We start from the raw sequence: 16,740 nt of genomic DNA, 5'->3' as shown, positions 1-16,740 counted from the left end.
AGCGTGAAGCCCCTCGTCTCGCCGAGTGTGCGGCCAGCCGCACAGTCAGTGCCGAGTGTGCGGCCAGCTTCACACTCGACCACATGTGAAGTGACGACGGCAAGCATGCATGCGACGCTGCCGTCGTGCACGAGCCGTTCATCGGTAGCGAGGCCATCGCTGCGCGCGAATTGACCAAGGCGGAACTAGCTACCCAGTACCGCCGATTGTTCCCCGACGTCTACGTCGGGCGCTACGTCGAGGTCACCGCGGTGTCGCGCGCCTACGCCGGTTGGTTGTGGACGGGACGACGAGGCGTGCTTGCAGGGTTTTCGGCAGCGGCACTGCACGGGAGTCGATGGGTTGCCGACGCGCAGGCCGTAGACCTGTTACACGACAACCGCCGTTGTCCGCCAGGAATACAGACACACCGCGACCGCTTCGAAGACGACGAGATTGAGATGCGCGCTGGTATGCCGGTCACCTCGCCGGCACGCACCGCACTCGACTTCGGTTGCTGGTATCCCACCGTGTCGGCGGTGGCAGCCATCGACGCGCTGGCTCGCGCCACCGACGTCAAATCCGCTGACGTGGAGTTGCTTTCACTCAGATACGGTGGGCGGCGTGGCATTGCGCGGGCGCGCCGGGCGCTCGACCTGTTCGACGCAGGTGCTCAGTCTCCCAAGGAGTCCTGGCTGCGGGTCATCTTGATGCAAGCGGGTTTACCGCGGCCACAAACCCAGATTCCAATCAGCGATGAGTTCGGCCAAGATTTCGCTTACCTCGACATGGGGTGGCCGGAACTGAAAGTCGCTGTCGAGTATGACGGTGAACAACACCGAACCGATCAGCGACAGTACAAGTGGGATAGTCGGCGGCGAGAAACCCTCGAGCGTCTTGGGTGGGTGGTGATTCGCGTGCTTGCTGGGGACCGTCCCGCCGACATCGTTCGCCGAGTGAAGGAGGCATTAGCCCGGCGAGTGTGCGGCTAGCCGCACACTGGGCCTCGGGTGTGCGGCTGGACGCACACTCGGCCACAACGGGGACCGCTACGCCGGGACCAACTCCACGCCGCTGAGCACCACCGCATTGTCGCGGGCAGGGGCGATGACGCCCGCCAGGAAGCGGCCGTCCTCTTTCCAGATGTTCACCTGAAGCGTCTCACCGGGATAGGCCACACCCGCGAAGCGGGCGCCATAGGCGGCGACGGCCGTCGCGTCGCCGTCCAGCAGCGAATCGGTGATCGCCTTGCAGGTCATGCCGTAAGTGCACAGCCCGTGCAGGATCGGCTGCGGAAAACCTGCGGCAGCAGCGAATTCGGGATCGGAGTGCAGCGGGTTGCGGTCCCCGCACAGCCGGTACAGCAGCGCCTGCTGCGGCAGCACCGGCATCGCGACCTCGAGATCGGGTGCTCGGTCCGGGGCAGCGTCCGACGACGAGGGGCCGCGCTCCCCGCCGAAGCCACCCTCGCCGCGGGCGAAGATGGACCGCCGCTGCGTCCACAGCAGCGTGCCGTCCGGTGCGGTGACCGCCGTCTCGCTCCAGATCACCGCGGCCTTGCCCTTGTCCCAGATGTCGGTGAACCGTGTCACTGCCTTCGCCGATCCGGAAGGGGGCAGCGGCGTAGGCACTTCCACCCGCTCGCTGGCATGTAAGACCTTGCCCAGCTCGATGTCGATGCCGGGGAACCGCACAGTCGGCGGCTTGGTGGCATGGAAGGTGGCGGCCACATTGCCGAAGGTGGGCAACACCTGTGGCGTGTCGTCCACCAGATAACGCAGTTCGCGGGCATCCATCGGATCCTTGCCGGCACCCAGCGCCAGGTGATAGAGCTGCACATCGCTACTGGACCAAGAGAATTCGATCGGATCCAGCTCCGCGGCCAGCGCAACGTCGACGTCGATCGGCATCAGTTCGCTCCCGCAATGTGCAGCGCCGCCAGGTAGCCGAACGTCATGGCCGGGCCAATGGTGCCGCCCGGGCCCGGGTAGGTATGCCCCATGACCGGGGAGCTGACATTGCCTGCGGCGTAGAGTCCTTCGATGATGCTGCCGTCGTCGCGCAGCGCTCGTCCGTGCACGTCGGTGCGGATTCCGCCCTTGGTGCCCAGGTCGCCGGGCACCATCTTCACCGCGTAGTACGGTGCGTGCGTCAGCTCACCCAGGCTGGGGTTGGGTTTGTTGGTGGGGTCGCTGTAGTACTTGTCGTAGGCGCTTTCGCCGCGGTGGAAATCCTCGTCCACACCGCTGCGCGCGAACCCGTTGAACCGCTCCACCGTTTGCTTCAATCCGTCGGCGTCGACGCCGATCTTGGCCGCCAGTTCAGGGATGCTGTCGGCGACGACCACCGCACCCTTCTCCAGCCACTTACGCGGGAACCGCTGCCCACCTTGCAATCCGGCGAACAGATACCTGTCGCGGCATTGCTGGTCGAGAATCATCCACGCCGGCAGGTTCTCGCCGGGACCGGGTCCTTGCCCGTGAATGCCGCCGTACATGCGGTGGGTGGCTTCGACGTAGGGCAGGGCTTCGTTCATGAACCGCTGCCCGCTGGAATTGACGATGATGGAGCCGGGCGCATTGCGTTCCGACAACGCGAACCACGGGCCGTTGGGGAGCGGGATGGTCGGACCCCACCACGCGTCTTCCATCAATTCCAGAGCGGCGCCGAGCTTTTCGGCGGCGACGATGCCGTCGCCGGTGTTGGCGGCCGCGCCCACCGTCCATTCGGCGTTGATGGGGGCGCGTTGGTATTTGACCCGCATCTGCTCATTGCGCTCGAACCCGCCGGACGCCAGGATCACCCCCTTGGTCGCCCGGATCAAGCGGGGTTCGGCGTTGTCGACGGTCTTGTCCTCGACGTAGACACCACGCACGACGCCGTCCTCGACGTACAGGTCGGTCAGCGCGGTGTTGAGCAACACCGGTACACCCGCGTCCCGCAACCCGATCCGCAGCGGCGCAATCAGCGCCCGCCCCATGCCGACCAAACTCTTGCCGGTCGACTTCGCCCAGAAAGTGCGGGCACCCACCCGCAGACTGCGCAACAAGCCCTTGGGGTGTCGCTTGAGTAGGTTCAGCCGCACGTAATCCTGCTGCAGGACAACAACATTCAGCGGAACCTTGCTGTAGGCGGGCTCCAGGTGTGGCAGGTCGGGACCAAGCTTGTTGGCGTCGAACGGCTTCGGCTCAATCGACCGCCCACCGGGGCGTCCGCCGGGCGCTTCGGGGTAGTAGTCGGAATAGCCGGGGACCCAGCACATCTTCAGCGGGGTGTGCCGGAGTACGAACGACAACATTTCGGGTCCGCGGTCGAGGTAGGTGTCGATGCGCTCCGGTTCGACGACGTCACCGACGATGCCGTGCAAGTACGTGCGGGCGGCTTCGGGCGTGTCGGTGACGCCGGCCTTCTTGAGGACCTCGTTGTTGGGGATCCAGACGCCACCGCCCGAGCGCGCCGTCGAACCGCCGAAATGCGGGGCCTTCTCGATGACTACCGTCGAAAGACCTCGATGCGCGGCAGCCAGCGCAGCCACCATGCCCGCGGCGCCGCTCCCGATAACGACGACGTCGTACGCCTGTGCTGTCATGTAGAACACGTTATAGAATTGCCCGGGCCGGGCGCTACTGGCCCGGTCAAACGAACGAGGGGACTTCGGCAAATGCTCAGTGTGGGCGTCCGCGACGAGCTGGCCGCGGACTTGGCGCAAGCCGAGCGCAGCCGCGAACCGATCGCCCCGCTGACCGCCGCACACCCCCACATCGACGTCGTCGACGCCTATGAGATCCAGCTGATCAATATCCGCCAGCGGATCGCCGAGGGCGCCCGGGTGGTGGGGCACAAGGTGGGCCTGTCGTCGAAGGCGATGCAGCAGATGATGGGTGTCGACGAGCCCGACTACGGACATCTGCTGGACGAGATGCAGGTCTTCGAAGACACGCCGGTCAAGGCGGCCAACTACCTCTATCCCCGGGTCGAGGTCGAGGTGGGCTTCATTCTGGCGCAGGACCTGCCCGGCGCGGGCTGCTCCGAAGAGGACGTGCTGGCGGGCACCGAAGCGCTGGTGCCGTCGATCGAGTTGATCGACACTCGGATCACCAACTGGAAGATCGCCCTGTGTGACACCATCGCCGACAACGCGTCGTCGGCGGGTTTCGTGCTGGGGCAGGCGCGGGTGTCGCCGGCTGACATCGACGTCAAGACGATTGATGCAGTGTTGACCCGCAATGGTGAGGTCGTCGCCGAGGGACGCAGCGATGCGGTGTTGGGCAATCCGGTCACGGCGGTGGCGTGGCTGGCCCGTAAGGTGGAGAGTTTTGGTGTGCGTTTGAAGGCTGGCGACGTTGTGCTGCCCGGATCCTGCACCCGCGCGATCGACGCTCGCGCCGGTGACGAGTTCGTCGCCGACTTCGCCGGGCTGGGTTCGGTCCGGTTGTCGTTTGAATAAGAGCGATCGCAAGCGCGGCGTAGCCGGGCGCAGCGGCTCGCGACCAAATAAATAAGAGCGATCGCAAGCGCGGCGTAGCCGGGCGCAGCGGGTCGCGACCATCTGGATAGAGGAGGCGTGCACATGCCGTCGAAGGCGAGTGTGGCCATTGTCGGGTCGGGCAACATCAGCACCGATCTGCTGTACAAGCTGCTGCGGTCGGACTGGCTGGAACCACGCTGGATGGTGGGTATCGACCCGGAAAGCGAAGGGCTCGCCCGGGCGCGCAAGCTCGGACTCGAGACGACGCACGAAGGTGTCGATTGGCTGCTCGCGCAGTCGGAGAAGCCGGACCTGGTTTTCGAGGCGACCAGCGCCTACGTGCACAAGGCGGCGGCACCCAAGTATGCCGAGGCCGGAATCCGTGCCATCGACCTCACTCCGGCCGCCGTGGGTCCGGCCGTCATTCCGCCCGCCAACCTGCGTGAGCATCTGGACGCTCCCAACGTCAACATGATCACCTGCGGGGGGCAGGCGACGATCCCGATCGTGTACGCGGTGTCTCGGGTGGTCGAGGTGCCATACGCCGAAATCGTCGCCTCGGTGGCGTCGGTGTCGGCCGGCCCGGGCACCCGCGCCAACATCGACGAATTCACCAAGACGACCTCGCGCGGTGTGGAGACGATCGGTGGGGCCGAGCGCGGCAAAGCCATCATCATCCTCAACCCCGCCGATCCGCCAATGATCATGCGCGACACCATCTTCTGCGCAATTCCCGAAGACGCCGATCGGGACGCGATCGCCAAGTCAATCCACGAGGTGGTGGCCGAGGTGCAGACGTACGTGCCCGGCTATCGTCTGCTCAACGAACCGCAGTTCGACGAGCCATCGATGCACTCCGGCGGGCGCGCGGTGGTCACCACATTCGTCGAGGTCGAGGGTGCCGGCGATTACCTGCCGCCCTACGCGGGAAACCTCGACATCATGACCGCCGCGGCCACGAAAGTGGGCGAGGAGATTGCCAAAGAGACGTTGTCTGAGGCGGTAGGAGGCGCGCGATGAGCACCGATATCTGGGACGTGCGGCTCACCGACACGTCGCTGCGCGACGGATCGCATCACAAGCGGCACCAGTTCACCAAGGAGGAAGTGGGCGCCATTGTGGCGGCGCTCGACACCGCGGGAGTGCCGGTGATCGAGGTGACCCACGGCGACGGACTGGGCGGCTCGTCGTTCAACTATGGCTTCTCCAAGACGCCCGAGCAGGAACTGATCAAGCTCGCCGCCGAGACGGCCAAAGAAGCCAAGATCGCGTTCTTGATGCTGCCCGGCGTGGGCACCAAAGAGGACATCAAGGAAGCGCAAGACAACGGCGGCTCCATCTGCCGCATTGCCACCCATTGCACCGAAGCCGACGTGTCGATTCAGCACTTCGGCCTGGCACGCGACCTGGGGCTGGAGACGGTCGGCTTCCTGATGATGGCCCACACCATCCCGCCGGAGAAGCTCGCCGCCCAGGCGCGCATCATGGCCGATGCTGGTTGCCAATGCGTCTACGTCGTCGACTCCGCCGGCGCCCTGGTACTCGAAGGGGTGGCCGACCGCGTCTCGGCGCTGGTCGCCGAACTCGGCGACGACGCCCAGGTCGGCTTCCACGGCCACGAGAACCTCGGGCTCGGCGTGGCCAACTCGGTCGAGGCCGTTCGGGCCGGCGCGAAACAGATCGACGGCTCCTGCCGCCGGTTCGGCGCGGGTGCCGGCAACGCTCCCGTCGAAGCGCTTATCGGGGTGTTCGACAAGATCGGGGTCAAGACCGGCATCGACTTCTTCGACATCGCCGACGCCGCCGAGGAGGTGGTGGCCCCCGCCATGCCCGCCGAATGCCTGCTGGATCGCAACGCCCTGATCATGGGCTACTCCGGGGTCTACTCCAGCTTCCTCAAGCATGCCGTGCGGCAGTCCGAGCGCTATGGCGTCCCGGCCCACAAGCTTTTGCACCGGGCGGGTCAACGCAAGCTTATCGGCGGCCAGGAAGACCAGCTCATCGACATCGCGCTGGAGATCAAACGCGAGCTAGAGAGCACAGACGCCGCTTCGCAGTAGCGGTGCCGCTAGTCTGATTCCACCGCGAAGTCACTCGAAGTAGGCTTTGCCGACTGAACGCGTCGGGTCTGTGGCGGCGTAACATGAGGGCCATGGGTCGGGCACTCTAGCGATAGAGGTTCCCCACGGGGTGGATCATGAAGACGAAGCAGCTCGCAGCAGGAATAGCAATCACTGCCGCGCTAAGCGTGGTTGCCAATAACCCCCTCGGCTTCTCAGCCATCGACCTCGGCATCCCTGTCGCCCACGCCAAACCTGGCGGCGGCGGTGGCGGCGGCGGCGGTGGCGGCGGTCATGGCGGCGGCGGTGGCGGCGGGGGTGGTCCCGCGCCCCACGGCGGCGGCGGTGGCGGTGGCGGCCCTGCGCCCCACGGCGGCGGCGGTGGCGGCCCTGCGCCGCAGGGCGGCGGGGGCGGTGGTCCCGCACCGCACGGTGGTGGTCCCGGGCCGCAGGGCGGCGGGGGCGGTGGTCCCGCACCGCACGGTGGTGGTCCCGGGCCGCAAGGCGGTGGTGGCGGTGGTCCCGCACCGCACGGTGGTGGTCCCGGGCCGCAAGGCGGCGGGGGCGGTGGTCCCGCACCCGGCGGTGGCGGTCCCGCACCTCATGGCGGCGGTGGTCCCGGCGGCGGCCCCGGCGGTGGTCCCGGTGGCGGACCTGGCGGCGGTCCCGGCGGGCTCTCACCGCAGTGGCACAACCCCGGCCCACCGGCAACCGCTTTGCGCGGCGGACTGGGCGGGCCAGGCGGACCCAACGCCGGCTTCTCCGGACGAATCAACGGCCCTGGTGGACCTGGGGGCGCCTTCCGCGGAGCTTTCCGTGGTCCCGGCACCCCGGCCGCCGACTTCCGCGGGCCTTTCCGCGGTCCAGGTGGGCCGCGCGCCGATTTCCGTGGCGGATTCCACGTGCCGGGCACACCCCCGGGCAACTTCCGCGCGGCTCTACGCGGTTTCGGAGCCCCGCCTTTCGTGCGCTGGTTCGGGCCTCGTGGCGACTGGGGCATCAACTTGCGCGGACCAGGTTGGCCCCACGCGAACTTGAATTGGCGCTTCCACTGGCCTGGCGGCCCGGCATGGAACTTCCGGGGTGACTTCCGCGGCCCCGGCGCGCCACTGGGCAATCGGATCTGGGACGTCAGATTCCGCAGCCCCGGTCTGCATCTGCTACCGCCGCCATGGCACGGCGGTCCCGCACCATGGGGCTTAGGCCGGGCGCCTTGGGGTTGGGGGCCGCCACCGCCACCTCCCCTGGGTTGGGGTGCACCGCTGAGAAATGCATTGGCTCCCTACGGCGGCTGGGGACCGTGGCCACCACCGCGAGGTTGGGTGTCGCCGACCCTGAACTACCTCGGATTCCCGGTGGCGCCCGTGTGGGACCCCTACTACCTGCAGTGGGGCTTCTGGCTATACGGGGTGTGGGTTCCGCTGCAGCCGTACTGACACCGCGCGGACGGGCGACGTCACCAGCTGACGCCGAGCTGCTGGCAAGTGGCCAACGTGCCGCCGTAGGCGACGATGCTGTCGGTCCAGGCAGCCTCGTCATACTGCGTCCCTGCCCCGGGACGAACACTGGCCACGAACAACTGCATGTCATCGATATAGCGCTGCAGCGCGCGGGTTGCGAAGCGGGGCGGAGTGGCGTGCGCGTCGAGCGCCTGTTGCGTGCGCCGCGCCCAGTCTTGGGTATCGGTGACGAACTTCGGCAACGCGGCGTCTCGTTCGGGTGAACCCACCTCACCGGTGGCCAGGAACGCGTTGCTACGGTCGTCGTTCTCCTTCATGAGCGGTCCGATAGCTTGACACATCGCCTTGTCCGAAGCCGCCGCCGGCGCTGGAGTCGGTGTGCTCGCCGCTGGTGCGGGCTCGGGTTGGGTCAGCAGCGAAATCAACGACAGCACGAATGCCACTGCCGACAGCAGAACTGCCAGCACGATCCCTACCGTCTTCAGTGAGGGACGGCGACGTTGCCGGGGCCCGAGAGTGAAATCGGGCGCATTGCTCTCCTGCGGCGCAGTGGGCTCCTGCGGCAATCGGGGCTCATGCGGCACCGGCTCAGTCCGGGGAGCATCCGGATATCCGCCACCTGAGCGACGGGCGGGATCGAACTCACCACCGCGAGCGTTCATGGCCAATCAGTTTAGTCGGGGCCCAGCAGGATTGCGTCAGGCCTCGCGCCGGAGCGCGCCGACGAAAACGTTTCACGTTTTCCCGCGCTAGCCGGCGCGCGTAGCCTCGAAAGAGTCGGACCAGTGCCGACGCTCGTGTCCACAACCGTATAGAAGGAGCGATCCGATGACCGTGATGAAGGGTCTGGTGGCCGGTGGTCTGCTGAGCGTCTTCGCTTCGGCAATGATCGCGCTGCCCGTGGCCAACGCTGATCCCCAATGCGATCAGACCGTGGGTCAATCCATCGACTCGTACCTGAAGCGGCATCCCGACATCCAGCAGCGCCTGGCCGCCAGGTCGCAGGCCGAGGGCGGCAACGGCAACGTTCTCGACTATCTGAATCGGCATCCCGATGTGCGGCAGCATCTAATCGACCTGTCGCAGCAGTGCACCTCTTAGTGAGCGGGCCTCGTCGCTGAACGCCGTGGCCGACGCGCGGGAATGTTCGCCATTGACGGAAAAGTAGAACACGTTCTAGCGTCTAGTCGTGTTCACTCAACCCCTCACCGACGCGATCGCCGAGGCCGAGCAACTGGTGGCCGAAGCACCCCACATCGAGACGGAAGCCGACCTGCTGGAAGGGCTGCAGTACCTCGCGGGCTGCATCGCCGCCTGCACCCATCTGGCGTTCGACTACGAGCGCGATCATCCGTTCCTGCAGTCCGGCACCGGGCCGTTCACCAAGATGGGGCTGGACAACCCCGACACGTTGTACTTCGGCACCAGGGTGCATGCCGACCGCGACTACGTTGTCACCGGCCGGCGCGGGACCACCACTGACCTGAGCTTCCAACTGCTCGGCGGTGAGTACACCGACGACAACGTGCCGGCCAGCCAGGCCGCGTTCGACGACCGAGAACTCGACATTGCCGCCGACGGCAGCTTCGAATGGCGGCTGCGCCCCACCAGCCCAGGGCAACTCGTCATACGGGAGGTTTACGGCGACTGGTCCCAGCAGCGGGGCACACTGGCGATCTCCCGGCTGGATACCGCAGGCACCGCGCCGCCGCCGCTGACCCGGCAGACGATCGAAAAGCGTTACGCCACAGCAGGTAAGCAGCTGGTGAACCGGGTCAAAACCTGGCTGCAGTTCCCGCAGTGGTTCTACATGAACATCCCGGTCAACACGATGGTCGCGCCGCGGCTCACACCCGGTGGGCTGTCCACCCAGTACTCGTCCGCGGGCCACTTCGACCTGCACCCGGATCAGGCGCTGGTGATCACCCTGCCGGTGAGCGACGCCCCATACCTGGGCTTCCAGCTGGGCAGCCTCTGGTACATCTCGCTCGACTACATCAACCACCAGACATCGCTCAACGGCACTCAGGCACAAGCGGATCCGGATGGCAAGATCCGCATCGTCGTCGCAGAGCAGAACCCGGGCGTGACGAACTGGGTTGAGACCGTCGGACATCGACGCGGCTTCCTGCAGTTCCGGTGGCAACGGGTGTCCCGCCAGCTCACCGAGGACGACGGACCTACCGTCGAACTGGTCGACGTCGACGCGATCAGTGCCACGCTGCCCTACTTCGAGGACAACAAGATTTCCGAGGACGACTGGCGCGCGCGAATTGCGCTGCGTCAGCAGCAGATTGCGGCCAGGATGCTGGGGTGACCATGACAGGGTTGTTGGAAGGAAAGATCGTCGTCATCAGTGGGGTCGGGCCAGGGCTCGGCACCACGTTGGCGCACCGTTGCGCGCGCAATGGCGCCGACCTGGTGTTGGCGGCCCGCAGCGCCGACCGCCTGGACGACATCGCCAAGCAGATCACCGATACCGGGCGACGAGCGGTGGCGGTGCCCACCGACATCGTCGACGACGACCAGGTGAGCAATCTGGTCGAAGCGTCGTTGGCGGCCTACGGCAAGGTCGACGTGCTGATCAACAATGCGTTCCGAGTGCCATCGATGAAGCCGTTGGCGGGAACCACTTTCCAGCACATTCGCGACGCGATAGAACTGAGTGCACTGGGGGCGCTGCGGCTCATCCAGGGTTTCACACCGGCACTGACCGAGGCCAACGGTTCGGTGGTCAACGTGAATTCCATGGTGATCCGCCACTCTCAGGCCAAGTACGGTGCCTACAAGATGGCGAAGTCGGCCCTGCTGGCCATGTCACACTCCCTGGCCACCGAGCTGGGCGAGAACGGCATACGCGTCAATTCCGTTGCGCCGGGCTATATCTGGGGCGACACGTTGCAGGCTTATTTCGAACATCAGGCCGGCAAGTACGGCACCACGGTGGACCAGATCTACCAGGCCACCGCGGCGAATTCCGACCTCAAGCGGTTGCCGACCGAGGACGAGGTGGCCTCGGCGATCCTGTTCTTCGCCAGCGACCTTTCCAGCGGTATCACCGGGCAGACCTTGGACGTCAACTGCGGGGAGTACCACACATAATGGCTGATCGAACTGATGTAGGCACCGTCGAAGACCTGCACGCATCGGCCACCAAGCTGGTGGGCCTCGACGACTTTGGCAGTGACGACGACAATTACCGCGAAGCGCTGGGCGTCTTGCTGGACTCGTATAAACGCGAAGCCGGTCTCACGGTGTTGGGCAGCAAGATGAATCGGTTCTTCCTGCGGGGAGCGCTGGTGGCACGGTTGTTGTCCGAGGCGGCCTGGAAGCAATACCCGCAACACGCCGACGTGGTCATCGAGCGGCCGATCTTCGTCACCGGATTGGTGCGCACCGGGACCACTGCGCTGCATCGGTTGTTGGGTGCCGACCCGGCGCATCAGGGTTTGCACATGTGGCTGGCCGAGTTCCCGCAGCCCCGTCCGCCGCGCGACACCTGGGAATCCAATCCGATGTACCGCCAGCTGGACTCGCAGTTCACCCAGCACCACCAGGCGAACCCGGGTTACACCGGACTGCATTTCATGGCCGCCTACGAATTGGAGGAGTGCTGGCAGCTGTTGCGGCAGTCGCTGCATTCGGTGTCGTATGAAACGTTGGCGCATCTGCCCACCTATGCCCAGTGGCTGTCGCGGCAGGACTGGACGCCGTCTTATCAGCGGCACCGCAAGAATCTTCAGCTGATCGGACTCAACGACGCTGACAAGCGGTGGGTGCTGAAGAACCCCAGCCATCTGTTCGCGCTCGACGCGTTGATGGCAACCTATCCCGATGCGCTGGTGATTCAGACGCACCGGCCCGTCGAGACCATCATGGCGTCGATGTGTTCGCTGGCACAGCACACCGCCGAGGGCTGGTCGACGACCTTCACCGGTGCACAGATCGGCGCGGACGCCATGGAAACTTGGTCGCGCGGCTTGGAGCGGTTCAATGCCGCACGAGCCCAGTATGATTCGGCTCAGTTCTATGACGTCGACTACCACGACCTGATCGCCGACCCGCTGGGCACCGTGGCTGACATCTACCGTCACTTCGGCATCACACTGACCGACGAGGCGCGCCAGTCCATGGCCGAAATTCACGCCGAAAGCAAGAAAGGTGCACGTGCCCCGAAGCATTCGTACTCGTTGGCGGATTACGGGTTGACGGCCGAGGAAGTCAAAGAGCGATTCGCGGGGCTGTGAGCGGCCATCAAATCACAGCAGCACCAGCTGCACCGTTTTTGGCCGGTATAGGCAATGTGCCCGCCTCACAGCGACAAATGGCGGAACACTGAAGATTGTCGCTCGGAGGCGGGCAAAAAGTCACACCCTCCGGGAGTCGAGGCCCATGTGGCCAATGTGACTTCAGTCGTTGTCGCGGTGATTCAAGATGCCTTCGGCCACTGCGTGTTCGATGCTGTCACTGAGCCGGGGGCAGGTCCTGGTTCGAGCCGTATCTCCACCGGCGGCCCGTACCTCGGCGAAGTGCGCGCAGCGCTGCGATGCCTCCGAATTCCATTGCACCGCGGTGTGACCCGGCCCCAGCTTGCGCACCGTCACCGTGACATGACAGAACCGGCAGTCCACCGGTTGCAGGCCGGCGTTGAGGTAGCGTTCGCGTTCGGCGCGGCTGGCTTCGGCCACGGCGGCCGCGCGTTGCGGATCGTCGGCGAAATTTCTTGCCTTGGACCAGGTTCCGGATCCGCCGTCACTCGACGGCGCCTCGTCGTGGTCGTGATGATCGCCGTGCAGCAGCAGCATCGACCGGGCCAGCCGATCGACGTCCGGAATCTCCTGCTGCTCATCAGCCATGTCGGCTAGTGCTGCTCCGCGGGGACGTCTTCAGATTCCCGAGCCTTCAGGTTCTGCTCCACCTCGGCGTTCCAGAACTCGTTGGCGCGCGTCGTGTCAACCTCGATCTCAAAGCGCTCCACCATCTCTGGCTTGATGTCGGCAACGTCGACATAGAACTGCTGATACCAACGACGCAACTGGTAGACCGCGCCGTCCTCCTCGACCAGCAACGGGTTGTCGATGCGGGTCTTGTGTTTCCAGATCTCCACGTCTTGCAAGAAGCCCTTGCTGACGCCCTCGGTGAACACCCGGGACAGTTTGTCGGTCATCGCTTCGTCCATGCCCTTGGGCTTTTCGACGATGACGCCCCACTGCAACACGAACGAGTCCTGGGTCACCGGGTAGTGGCAGTTGATCAGGATCGATTCGGCCTTGTAACCGCCGTAGCTGTTGTGCAGCCAGTTGATCATGAACGACGGGCCGAAGTAGGACGCCTCGGAGTCCAGGTGCGCTTCGCCGTAGGAGGTGCCCAGGTCGTTGACGTCGGGCCGGCCGACGTTGTGCAGGTACTGCGAGGCGATGTGGCCTTCGAAGACGTTCTTGAAGTACGTCGGCAACCCGAAATGGATGTAGAAGAAGTGCGCCATGTCGGTGACGTTGTCGATGATGTCGCGGCAGTTCGAGCCCTCGATGAGGATTCGGTTCCAGCGCCAGTCGGTCCACTCACCACTGGTGTACTCGGGGATCTCGGGGATGCGGACGGCGGGGTCCGGCGGGTTGCCTTCGTGGTCGTGCCAGACGAACAGCAAGCCGCTGCGCACATCGGTGGTCCAGGAGCGGGTGCGCGCGGTCTTCGGGGTGCGCTTGGCGTACGGCACCAGCTTGCAGCGCCCGTCGCCGCCCCACCGCCAGTCGTGGAACGGGCAGGCGATTGCGTCACCTTTGATGGTGCCCTCGGACAGGTCACCGCCCATGTGCCGGCAGTAGGCGTCGAGAACCTTGAGCTCACCGTGGGAGTCTGCGAAGACCACCAGTTTGGTGCCGAACGCCTGGATAGGGTGCGGCTTGCCATCCAGGAAGTCCTTTGCCACTCCCAGGCAATGCCAGCCGCGGGCATATCGGGTCGGCAAGGTGCCGGAATCGATTTCCCGGATGCCGACCGCTGCACTGTCGGTACTCACCTGGTCACCTCCAAGTCGGTCTCTAACTAGAACACGTTACAGTTTTCCCGCAGGCGTGCGCAACGAGGCGGGTCTGGCCATGGAAAACGCCTGAAGGGCGGTATATCTAAACGATGCCACTGTTTGCTTTCGAGGGTCGCTCGCCGCGCGTCGATCCCACCGCGTTCGTGGCCCCGACCGCCACATTGATCGGCGACGTCATTATCGAGGCGGGGGCATCGGTCTGGTTCAACGCGGTCCTCCGCGCCGACTACGCGCCGATTGTGGTCCGCGAAGGCGCCAATGTGCAGGACGGATCGGTGTTGCACGCGCCGCCGGGCATCCCGGTCGACATCGGCCCCGGCGCCACCGTGGCGCATCTGTGCGTCATACATGGCGTGCACGTGGGCCCGGAAGCGTTGATCGCCAATCACGCGACGGTGCTCGACGGCGCGGTGATCGGCGCCCGCAGCTTGGTTGCGGCGCATTCGCTGGTGGTGGCCGGCACCAAGATTCCCGAAGGCATGCTGGTGACTGGCGCCCCGGCGCAGGTCAAGGGTCCGATCGCCGGAACCGGTGCGGAAATGTGGGTGAACGTCAACCCGCAGGCCTACCGAGACCTGGCGCAGCGGCATCTGGCGGGACTCGAGCCGATCTAGCGTTAGCCGGCGAGACGTACCTGCTGCGCGACCCAATTATCGATATATCCCATGGTGATCGGCAACGCCTCGCCGTGGAACACCAAGTGATCGGATCCCGGGATCTCGGCGTAGCTGGCGTTCGGATACCGGTTCGCGATCCGGCGTGCCAGTCGTGGCGGCACGATGCGGTCTTGTTCGCCGGCGATGACAAGCAGTGGCCCCGTAATCCGGCCGCGTTCGACCTCAGCCGCCCTGGCCCGGTCCAGCCACGGCATAGCAAGTTCGAAGAACAGGGCCCGGCCGGATTCGCAGACCAAGTCGTTAAATGCACCGCGCGCAACGTCTTCAGTTTGGGCGCCCGCCACGGCGCAGCGAAACCGCTGCCACGTCGGCGGATGGACTGGTTTCATCCATGGTCGCGGCTTGGCGGCGTGCACCATGGCGATCCCTAGTGTCGTCCGATTCAGACCAGACGGGCCCACCGGCGATGGGCAGGCGGCGATCACGCCGGCATGCGCGGTGCGACCGGCAACCAGCTGAACTAATAGACCGCCCAATGAGTGGCCGACCAGCAGCGCCGGGGAGTCCAGAGAGGAGACCAGCCCGGTGAGATCAGCTACGTAGTCGCGAACGCTCAGTCGCGCGATCTCCCTCGCGCCCTCGGCCAAGGGCAGTTGGTGATGCCGCAGCGTGGGAGTGTGGACGGTGAATCCGCGCTCCTCGAAAGCGGCCCGAGCGGGGGCCCATTGTGACCCCCGGCTCCACGAGCCATGGACCAGAACGACGTGCTTGGCGGACACATAGTCAAGAGTGACAGCAGATGTGTCGACTGTGAACTGCTAGATCTTGCGGGTGTTGGCCGCGGCGCGGTCCATCTCCCAATAGGCGCGCAGCGCTAGCAACTGGCCTTCGTCGTTGGCTTTGTAGGTGAACACGCCTTCGGCGGTGGTCTGGTAGTCGCCGGTCGTGATCAGGATGTGGCCGACGTTGGCTTCTTCGTTGCCGCACTGGAAGGTGTCGCGGAAGAAGAACTCGATTTTGTTGGTGGGGGCGATGGCCACGTCCCAGAATGCCGAAATGGCGTCCCGCCCCCGGTGTCCCTTGCCTTCGGGGTCGAAGACCGAAGGACCGATCGGGTCTTCGACGATCGCGTCGTCGGAGAAGACCGCCAGCCAGGCCTCCTTGTCGCGGGCCATGACCGCCTCGCGGGACCGGCGGCCGGCCTCGTGCGCGGGATGCCCGGTGGTGCTCACGAGTCCTGCCAGCCCGAGTGGATGTAGGTGTCGGCGAAGCGCTTCATCGAATCCTGCTTCTTGCCCAGGGGAGCGTCGAAGCTCAAGCCGTCGAAAATCCACGGGATGACGATGTTGTCGGTGACGCCGATTTCGGCGAGCTCGCGATGCCCGTCGACGCCGAACTTGTCGATGCAGACCGCCTGAAATTCGAAAGGCTGGTCGCCGCGGCCATATTCGGTGCGTAGCTTGTTGAGTTTGCCGATGGTTTCGGCGAGTTGCTCGCCGGTCATCATGGCGCTGGTCCAGCCGTCGCCGACGCGCGCCGCGCGGCGCAGCGCGACATCGGTGTGACCGCCGACGTAGAACGGCACCGGCTTGCTGGGCGCGGGGCTCATCTGCAACCGGTCGAAGTCGTAGAACTCCCCGTGGAATTCGACCATGCCGCCAGCGAGCACCAGCTTGATGACTTCGATCATTTCGTCGACCCGCGCGCCCCGACGCTTGTACGGCACCCCGCACCATTCGAATTCCTCAGGCGCCCAGCCGATCCCCACACCGAATCCGAAGCGGTTGTTGGTCAGGTTGGCCACCGAGCCGACCTGACGGGCCAGCAGCAACGGGTTGCGCGAGCCGAGCTTCATCACGTTGGTATAGAACCGCAGCTCGGTGGTCACCGCGCCCATCGCACCGGCGGCGATCAACGGGTCCACCCAGGGGGTGTTTTCGTCCCACATCCGCGACCCGTCGGGTGTGTAGGGGTAGTCGGCGGCCGCCTTCTCCATGTAGAACAGCGAATCGGGCAGCGCGATGCTGTCGAAACCGACTTCCTCTGCGGTCTTGGCGATCTCGACCAGCTGGTCGATCGGACCCATCGCGATGCTGCAGGTGTACTGCATCCG

At 65.4% G+C, this 16,740-nt stretch carries 18 protein-coding genes; 10 read left to right on the top strand and 8 right to left on the bottom strand.

All coding sequences use genetic code 11. The features are described 5' to 3' along the window. The first annotated feature begins 125 nt into the window (after nucleotides 1-125). On the top strand, nucleotides 126-971 hold the full coding sequence (locus tag I2456_RS25510) for an endonuclease domain-containing protein (RefSeq protein ID WP_085075590.1): 846 nt from the start codon (nucleotides 126-128) through the stop codon (nucleotides 969-971). 57 nt (nucleotides 972-1,028) lie between these two features. Here I2456_RS25510 and I2456_RS25505 read toward each other — a convergent pair whose 3' ends face one another. Both I2456_RS25505 and kstD read right to left on the bottom strand, forming a co-directional pair. Further along, the gene (locus tag I2456_RS25505; protein WP_085075591.1) at nucleotides 1,029-1,889 is read right to left on the bottom strand and encodes a MaoC family dehydratase; all 861 of its coding nucleotides are present in this window, start codon (nucleotides 1,887-1,889) and stop codon (nucleotides 1,029-1,031) included. After that, on the bottom strand, nucleotides 1,889-3,568 hold the full coding sequence (gene kstD, locus I2456_RS25500) for a 3-oxosteroid 1-dehydrogenase (RefSeq protein ID WP_085075596.1): 1,680 nt from the start codon (nucleotides 3,566-3,568) through the stop codon (nucleotides 1,889-1,891). The genes I2456_RS25505 and kstD overlap by 1 nt, the downstream gene beginning before the upstream one ends. Nucleotides 3,569-3,640: 72 nt before the next feature. On the opposite strand from kstD, the gene I2456_RS25495 reads away from it, so the two are divergent. The 4 genes from I2456_RS25495 to I2456_RS25480 all read left to right on the top strand — a co-directional run bounded on the left by I2456_RS25495 (nucleotide 3,641) and on the right by I2456_RS25480 (nucleotide 7,943). Next, a complete protein-coding gene (locus I2456_RS25495) occupies nucleotides 3,641-4,426 on the top strand; it encodes a 2-keto-4-pentenoate hydratase (RefSeq protein ID WP_068165125.1) in 786 nt (261 codons plus the stop codon). 123 nt (nucleotides 4,427-4,549) lie between these two features. Then, a complete protein-coding gene (locus I2456_RS25490) occupies nucleotides 4,550-5,467 on the top strand; it encodes an acetaldehyde dehydrogenase (acetylating) (RefSeq protein WP_068165127.1) in 918 nt (305 codons plus the stop codon). Further along, nucleotides 5,464-6,507 carry a 4-hydroxy-2-oxovalerate aldolase gene (dmpG, locus tag I2456_RS25485; protein ID WP_085075592.1) on the top strand — a complete coding sequence of 348 codons (1,044 nt, stop codon included), beginning with the start codon at nucleotides 5,464-5,466 and terminating at the stop codon, nucleotides 6,505-6,507. Before I2456_RS25490 ends, dmpG begins: the two co-directional genes overlap by 4 nt. Before the next feature lie 137 nt (nucleotides 6,508-6,644). Beyond that, on the top strand, nucleotides 6,645-7,943 hold the full coding sequence (locus tag I2456_RS25480; RefSeq protein ID WP_163703870.1) for a hypothetical protein: 1,299 nt from the start codon (nucleotides 6,645-6,647) through the stop codon (nucleotides 7,941-7,943). 20 nt (nucleotides 7,944-7,963) lie between these two features. Here the strand turns inward: I2456_RS25480 and I2456_RS28810 are convergent, their stop codons facing one another. Next, the gene (locus I2456_RS28810; protein WP_241007806.1) at nucleotides 7,964-8,629 is read right to left on the bottom strand and encodes a hypothetical protein; all 666 of its coding nucleotides are present in this window, start codon (nucleotides 8,627-8,629) and stop codon (nucleotides 7,964-7,966) included. 166 nt (nucleotides 8,630-8,795) lie between these two features. On the opposite strand from I2456_RS28810, the gene I2456_RS25470 reads away from it, so the two are divergent. The 4 genes from I2456_RS25470 (at nucleotide 8,796) to I2456_RS25455 (ending at nucleotide 12,214) form a co-directional block, all read left to right on the top strand. Continuing rightward, nucleotides 8,796-9,068, top strand: a complete 273-nt coding sequence (locus tag I2456_RS25470; protein ID WP_068025836.1) for a hypothetical protein — start codon at nucleotides 8,796-8,798, stop codon at nucleotides 9,066-9,068. Between the two features lie 88 nt (nucleotides 9,069-9,156). Further along, nucleotides 9,157-10,284 (top strand): hypothetical protein, encoded by a 1,128-nt coding sequence (locus I2456_RS25465; RefSeq protein WP_085072599.1) that lies wholly within the window; start codon nucleotides 9,157-9,159, stop codon nucleotides 10,282-10,284. 2 nt (nucleotides 10,285-10,286) lie between these two features. Then, complete coding sequence (locus I2456_RS25460; RefSeq protein WP_068025847.1) at nucleotides 10,287-11,069, top strand: SDR family oxidoreductase; 783 nt, start codon at nucleotides 10,287-10,289, stop codon at nucleotides 11,067-11,069. Beyond that, nucleotides 11,069-12,214 carry a sulfotransferase family protein gene (locus tag I2456_RS25455; protein WP_085072600.1) on the top strand — a complete coding sequence of 382 codons (1,146 nt, stop codon included), beginning with the start codon at nucleotides 11,069-11,071 and terminating at the stop codon, nucleotides 12,212-12,214. The genes I2456_RS25460 and I2456_RS25455 overlap by 1 nt, the downstream gene beginning before the upstream one ends. Before the next feature lie 162 nt (nucleotides 12,215-12,376). On the opposite strand, the gene I2456_RS25450 is transcribed toward I2456_RS25455, so the two are convergent. Together I2456_RS25450 and I2456_RS25445 are read right to left on the bottom strand one after the other, a co-directional pair. After that, nucleotides 12,377-12,823 carry a hypothetical protein gene (locus I2456_RS25450; protein ID WP_085072601.1) on the bottom strand — a complete coding sequence of 149 codons (447 nt, stop codon included), beginning with the start codon at nucleotides 12,821-12,823 and terminating at the stop codon, nucleotides 12,377-12,379. Between the two features lie 5 nt (nucleotides 12,824-12,828). Further along, on the bottom strand, nucleotides 12,829-13,986 hold the full coding sequence (locus I2456_RS25445) for a 3-ketosteroid-9-alpha-monooxygenase, oxygenase component (protein ID WP_085072602.1): 1,158 nt from the start codon (nucleotides 13,984-13,986) through the stop codon (nucleotides 12,829-12,831). A 113-nt stretch (nucleotides 13,987-14,099) separates the two neighbouring features. On the opposite strand from I2456_RS25445, the gene I2456_RS25440 reads away from it, so the two are divergent. After that, nucleotides 14,100-14,624, top strand: coding sequence for a gamma carbonic anhydrase family protein (locus tag I2456_RS25440; RefSeq protein ID WP_068025851.1), 525 nt, complete (start codon nucleotides 14,100-14,102; stop codon nucleotides 14,622-14,624). A 2-nt stretch (nucleotides 14,625-14,626) separates the two neighbouring features. On the opposite strand, the gene I2456_RS25435 is transcribed toward I2456_RS25440, so the two are convergent. From I2456_RS25435 to I2456_RS25425, 3 genes are read right to left on the bottom strand one after another with little or no spacing between them, the layout of a single operon-like run. Continuing rightward, the gene (locus I2456_RS25435; protein ID WP_085072603.1) at nucleotides 14,627-15,406 is read right to left on the bottom strand and encodes an alpha/beta hydrolase; all 780 of its coding nucleotides are present in this window, start codon (nucleotides 15,404-15,406) and stop codon (nucleotides 14,627-14,629) included. Between the two features lie 39 nt (nucleotides 15,407-15,445). After that, nucleotides 15,446-15,802, bottom strand: coding sequence for a nuclear transport factor 2 family protein (locus tag I2456_RS25430; RefSeq protein WP_068025969.1), 357 nt, complete (start codon nucleotides 15,800-15,802; stop codon nucleotides 15,446-15,448). Nucleotides 15,803-15,855: 53 nt separating this feature from the next. Then, nucleotides 15,856-16,737 carry a TIGR03619 family F420-dependent LLM class oxidoreductase gene (locus I2456_RS25425; RefSeq protein ID WP_068025857.1) on the bottom strand — a complete coding sequence of 294 codons (882 nt, stop codon included), beginning with the start codon at nucleotides 16,735-16,737 and terminating at the stop codon, nucleotides 15,856-15,858. Nucleotides 16,738-16,740: the final 3 nt, after the last annotated feature.

The organism is Mycobacterium kubicae, assembly GCF_015689175.1.
Lineage (GTDB): Bacteria > Actinomycetota > Actinomycetes > Mycobacteriales > Mycobacteriaceae > Mycobacterium > Mycobacterium kubicae.
The sequence above is the reverse complement of the archived record's forward strand: the minus strand, read 5'-3'. Positions and strand labels throughout refer to the sequence as shown.

Excerpts from the sequence above, each read along its gene's own strand:
- kstD (WP_085075596.1), bottom strand. The coding sequence starts at position 3,568 with ATGACAGCACAGGCGTACGACGTCGTCGTTATCGGGAGCGGCGCCGCG.
- I2456_RS25440 (WP_068025851.1), top strand. The coding sequence starts at position 14,100 with ATGCCACTGTTTGCTTTCGAGGGTCGCTCGCCGCGCGTCGATCCCACC.
- I2456_RS25425 (WP_068025857.1), bottom strand. The coding sequence starts at position 16,737 with ATGCAGTACACCTGCAGCATCGCGATGGGTCCGATCGACCAGCTGGTC.
- I2456_RS25505 (WP_085075591.1), bottom strand. The coding sequence starts at position 1,889 with ATGCCGATCGACGTCGACGTTGCGCTGGCCGCGGAGCTGGATCCGATC.
- I2456_RS25490 (WP_068165127.1), top strand. The coding sequence starts at position 4,550 with ATGCCGTCGAAGGCGAGTGTGGCCATTGTCGGGTCGGGCAACATCAGC.
- I2456_RS25455 (WP_085072600.1), top strand. The coding sequence starts at position 11,069 with ATGGCTGATCGAACTGATGTAGGCACCGTCGAAGACCTGCACGCATCG.
- dmpG (WP_085075592.1), top strand. The coding sequence starts at position 5,464 with ATGAGCACCGATATCTGGGACGTGCGGCTCACCGACACGTCGCTGCGC.
- I2456_RS25470 (WP_068025836.1), top strand. The coding sequence starts at position 8,796 with ATGACCGTGATGAAGGGTCTGGTGGCCGGTGGTCTGCTGAGCGTCTTC.
- I2456_RS25480 (WP_163703870.1), top strand. The coding sequence starts at position 6,645 with ATGAAGACGAAGCAGCTCGCAGCAGGAATAGCAATCACTGCCGCGCTA.
- I2456_RS25430 (WP_068025969.1), bottom strand. The coding sequence starts at position 15,802 with ATGGCCCGCGACAAGGAGGCCTGGCTGGCGGTCTTCTCCGACGACGCG.
- I2456_RS25495 (WP_068165125.1), top strand. The coding sequence starts at position 3,641 with ATGCTCAGTGTGGGCGTCCGCGACGAGCTGGCCGCGGACTTGGCGCAA.
- I2456_RS25460 (WP_068025847.1), top strand. The coding sequence starts at position 10,287 with ATGACAGGGTTGTTGGAAGGAAAGATCGTCGTCATCAGTGGGGTCGGG.
- I2456_RS25450 (WP_085072601.1), bottom strand. The coding sequence starts at position 12,823 with ATGGCTGATGAGCAGCAGGAGATTCCGGACGTCGATCGGCTGGCCCGG.
- I2456_RS28810 (WP_241007806.1), bottom strand. The coding sequence starts at position 8,629 with ATGAACGCTCGCGGTGGTGAGTTCGATCCCGCCCGTCGCTCAGGTGGC.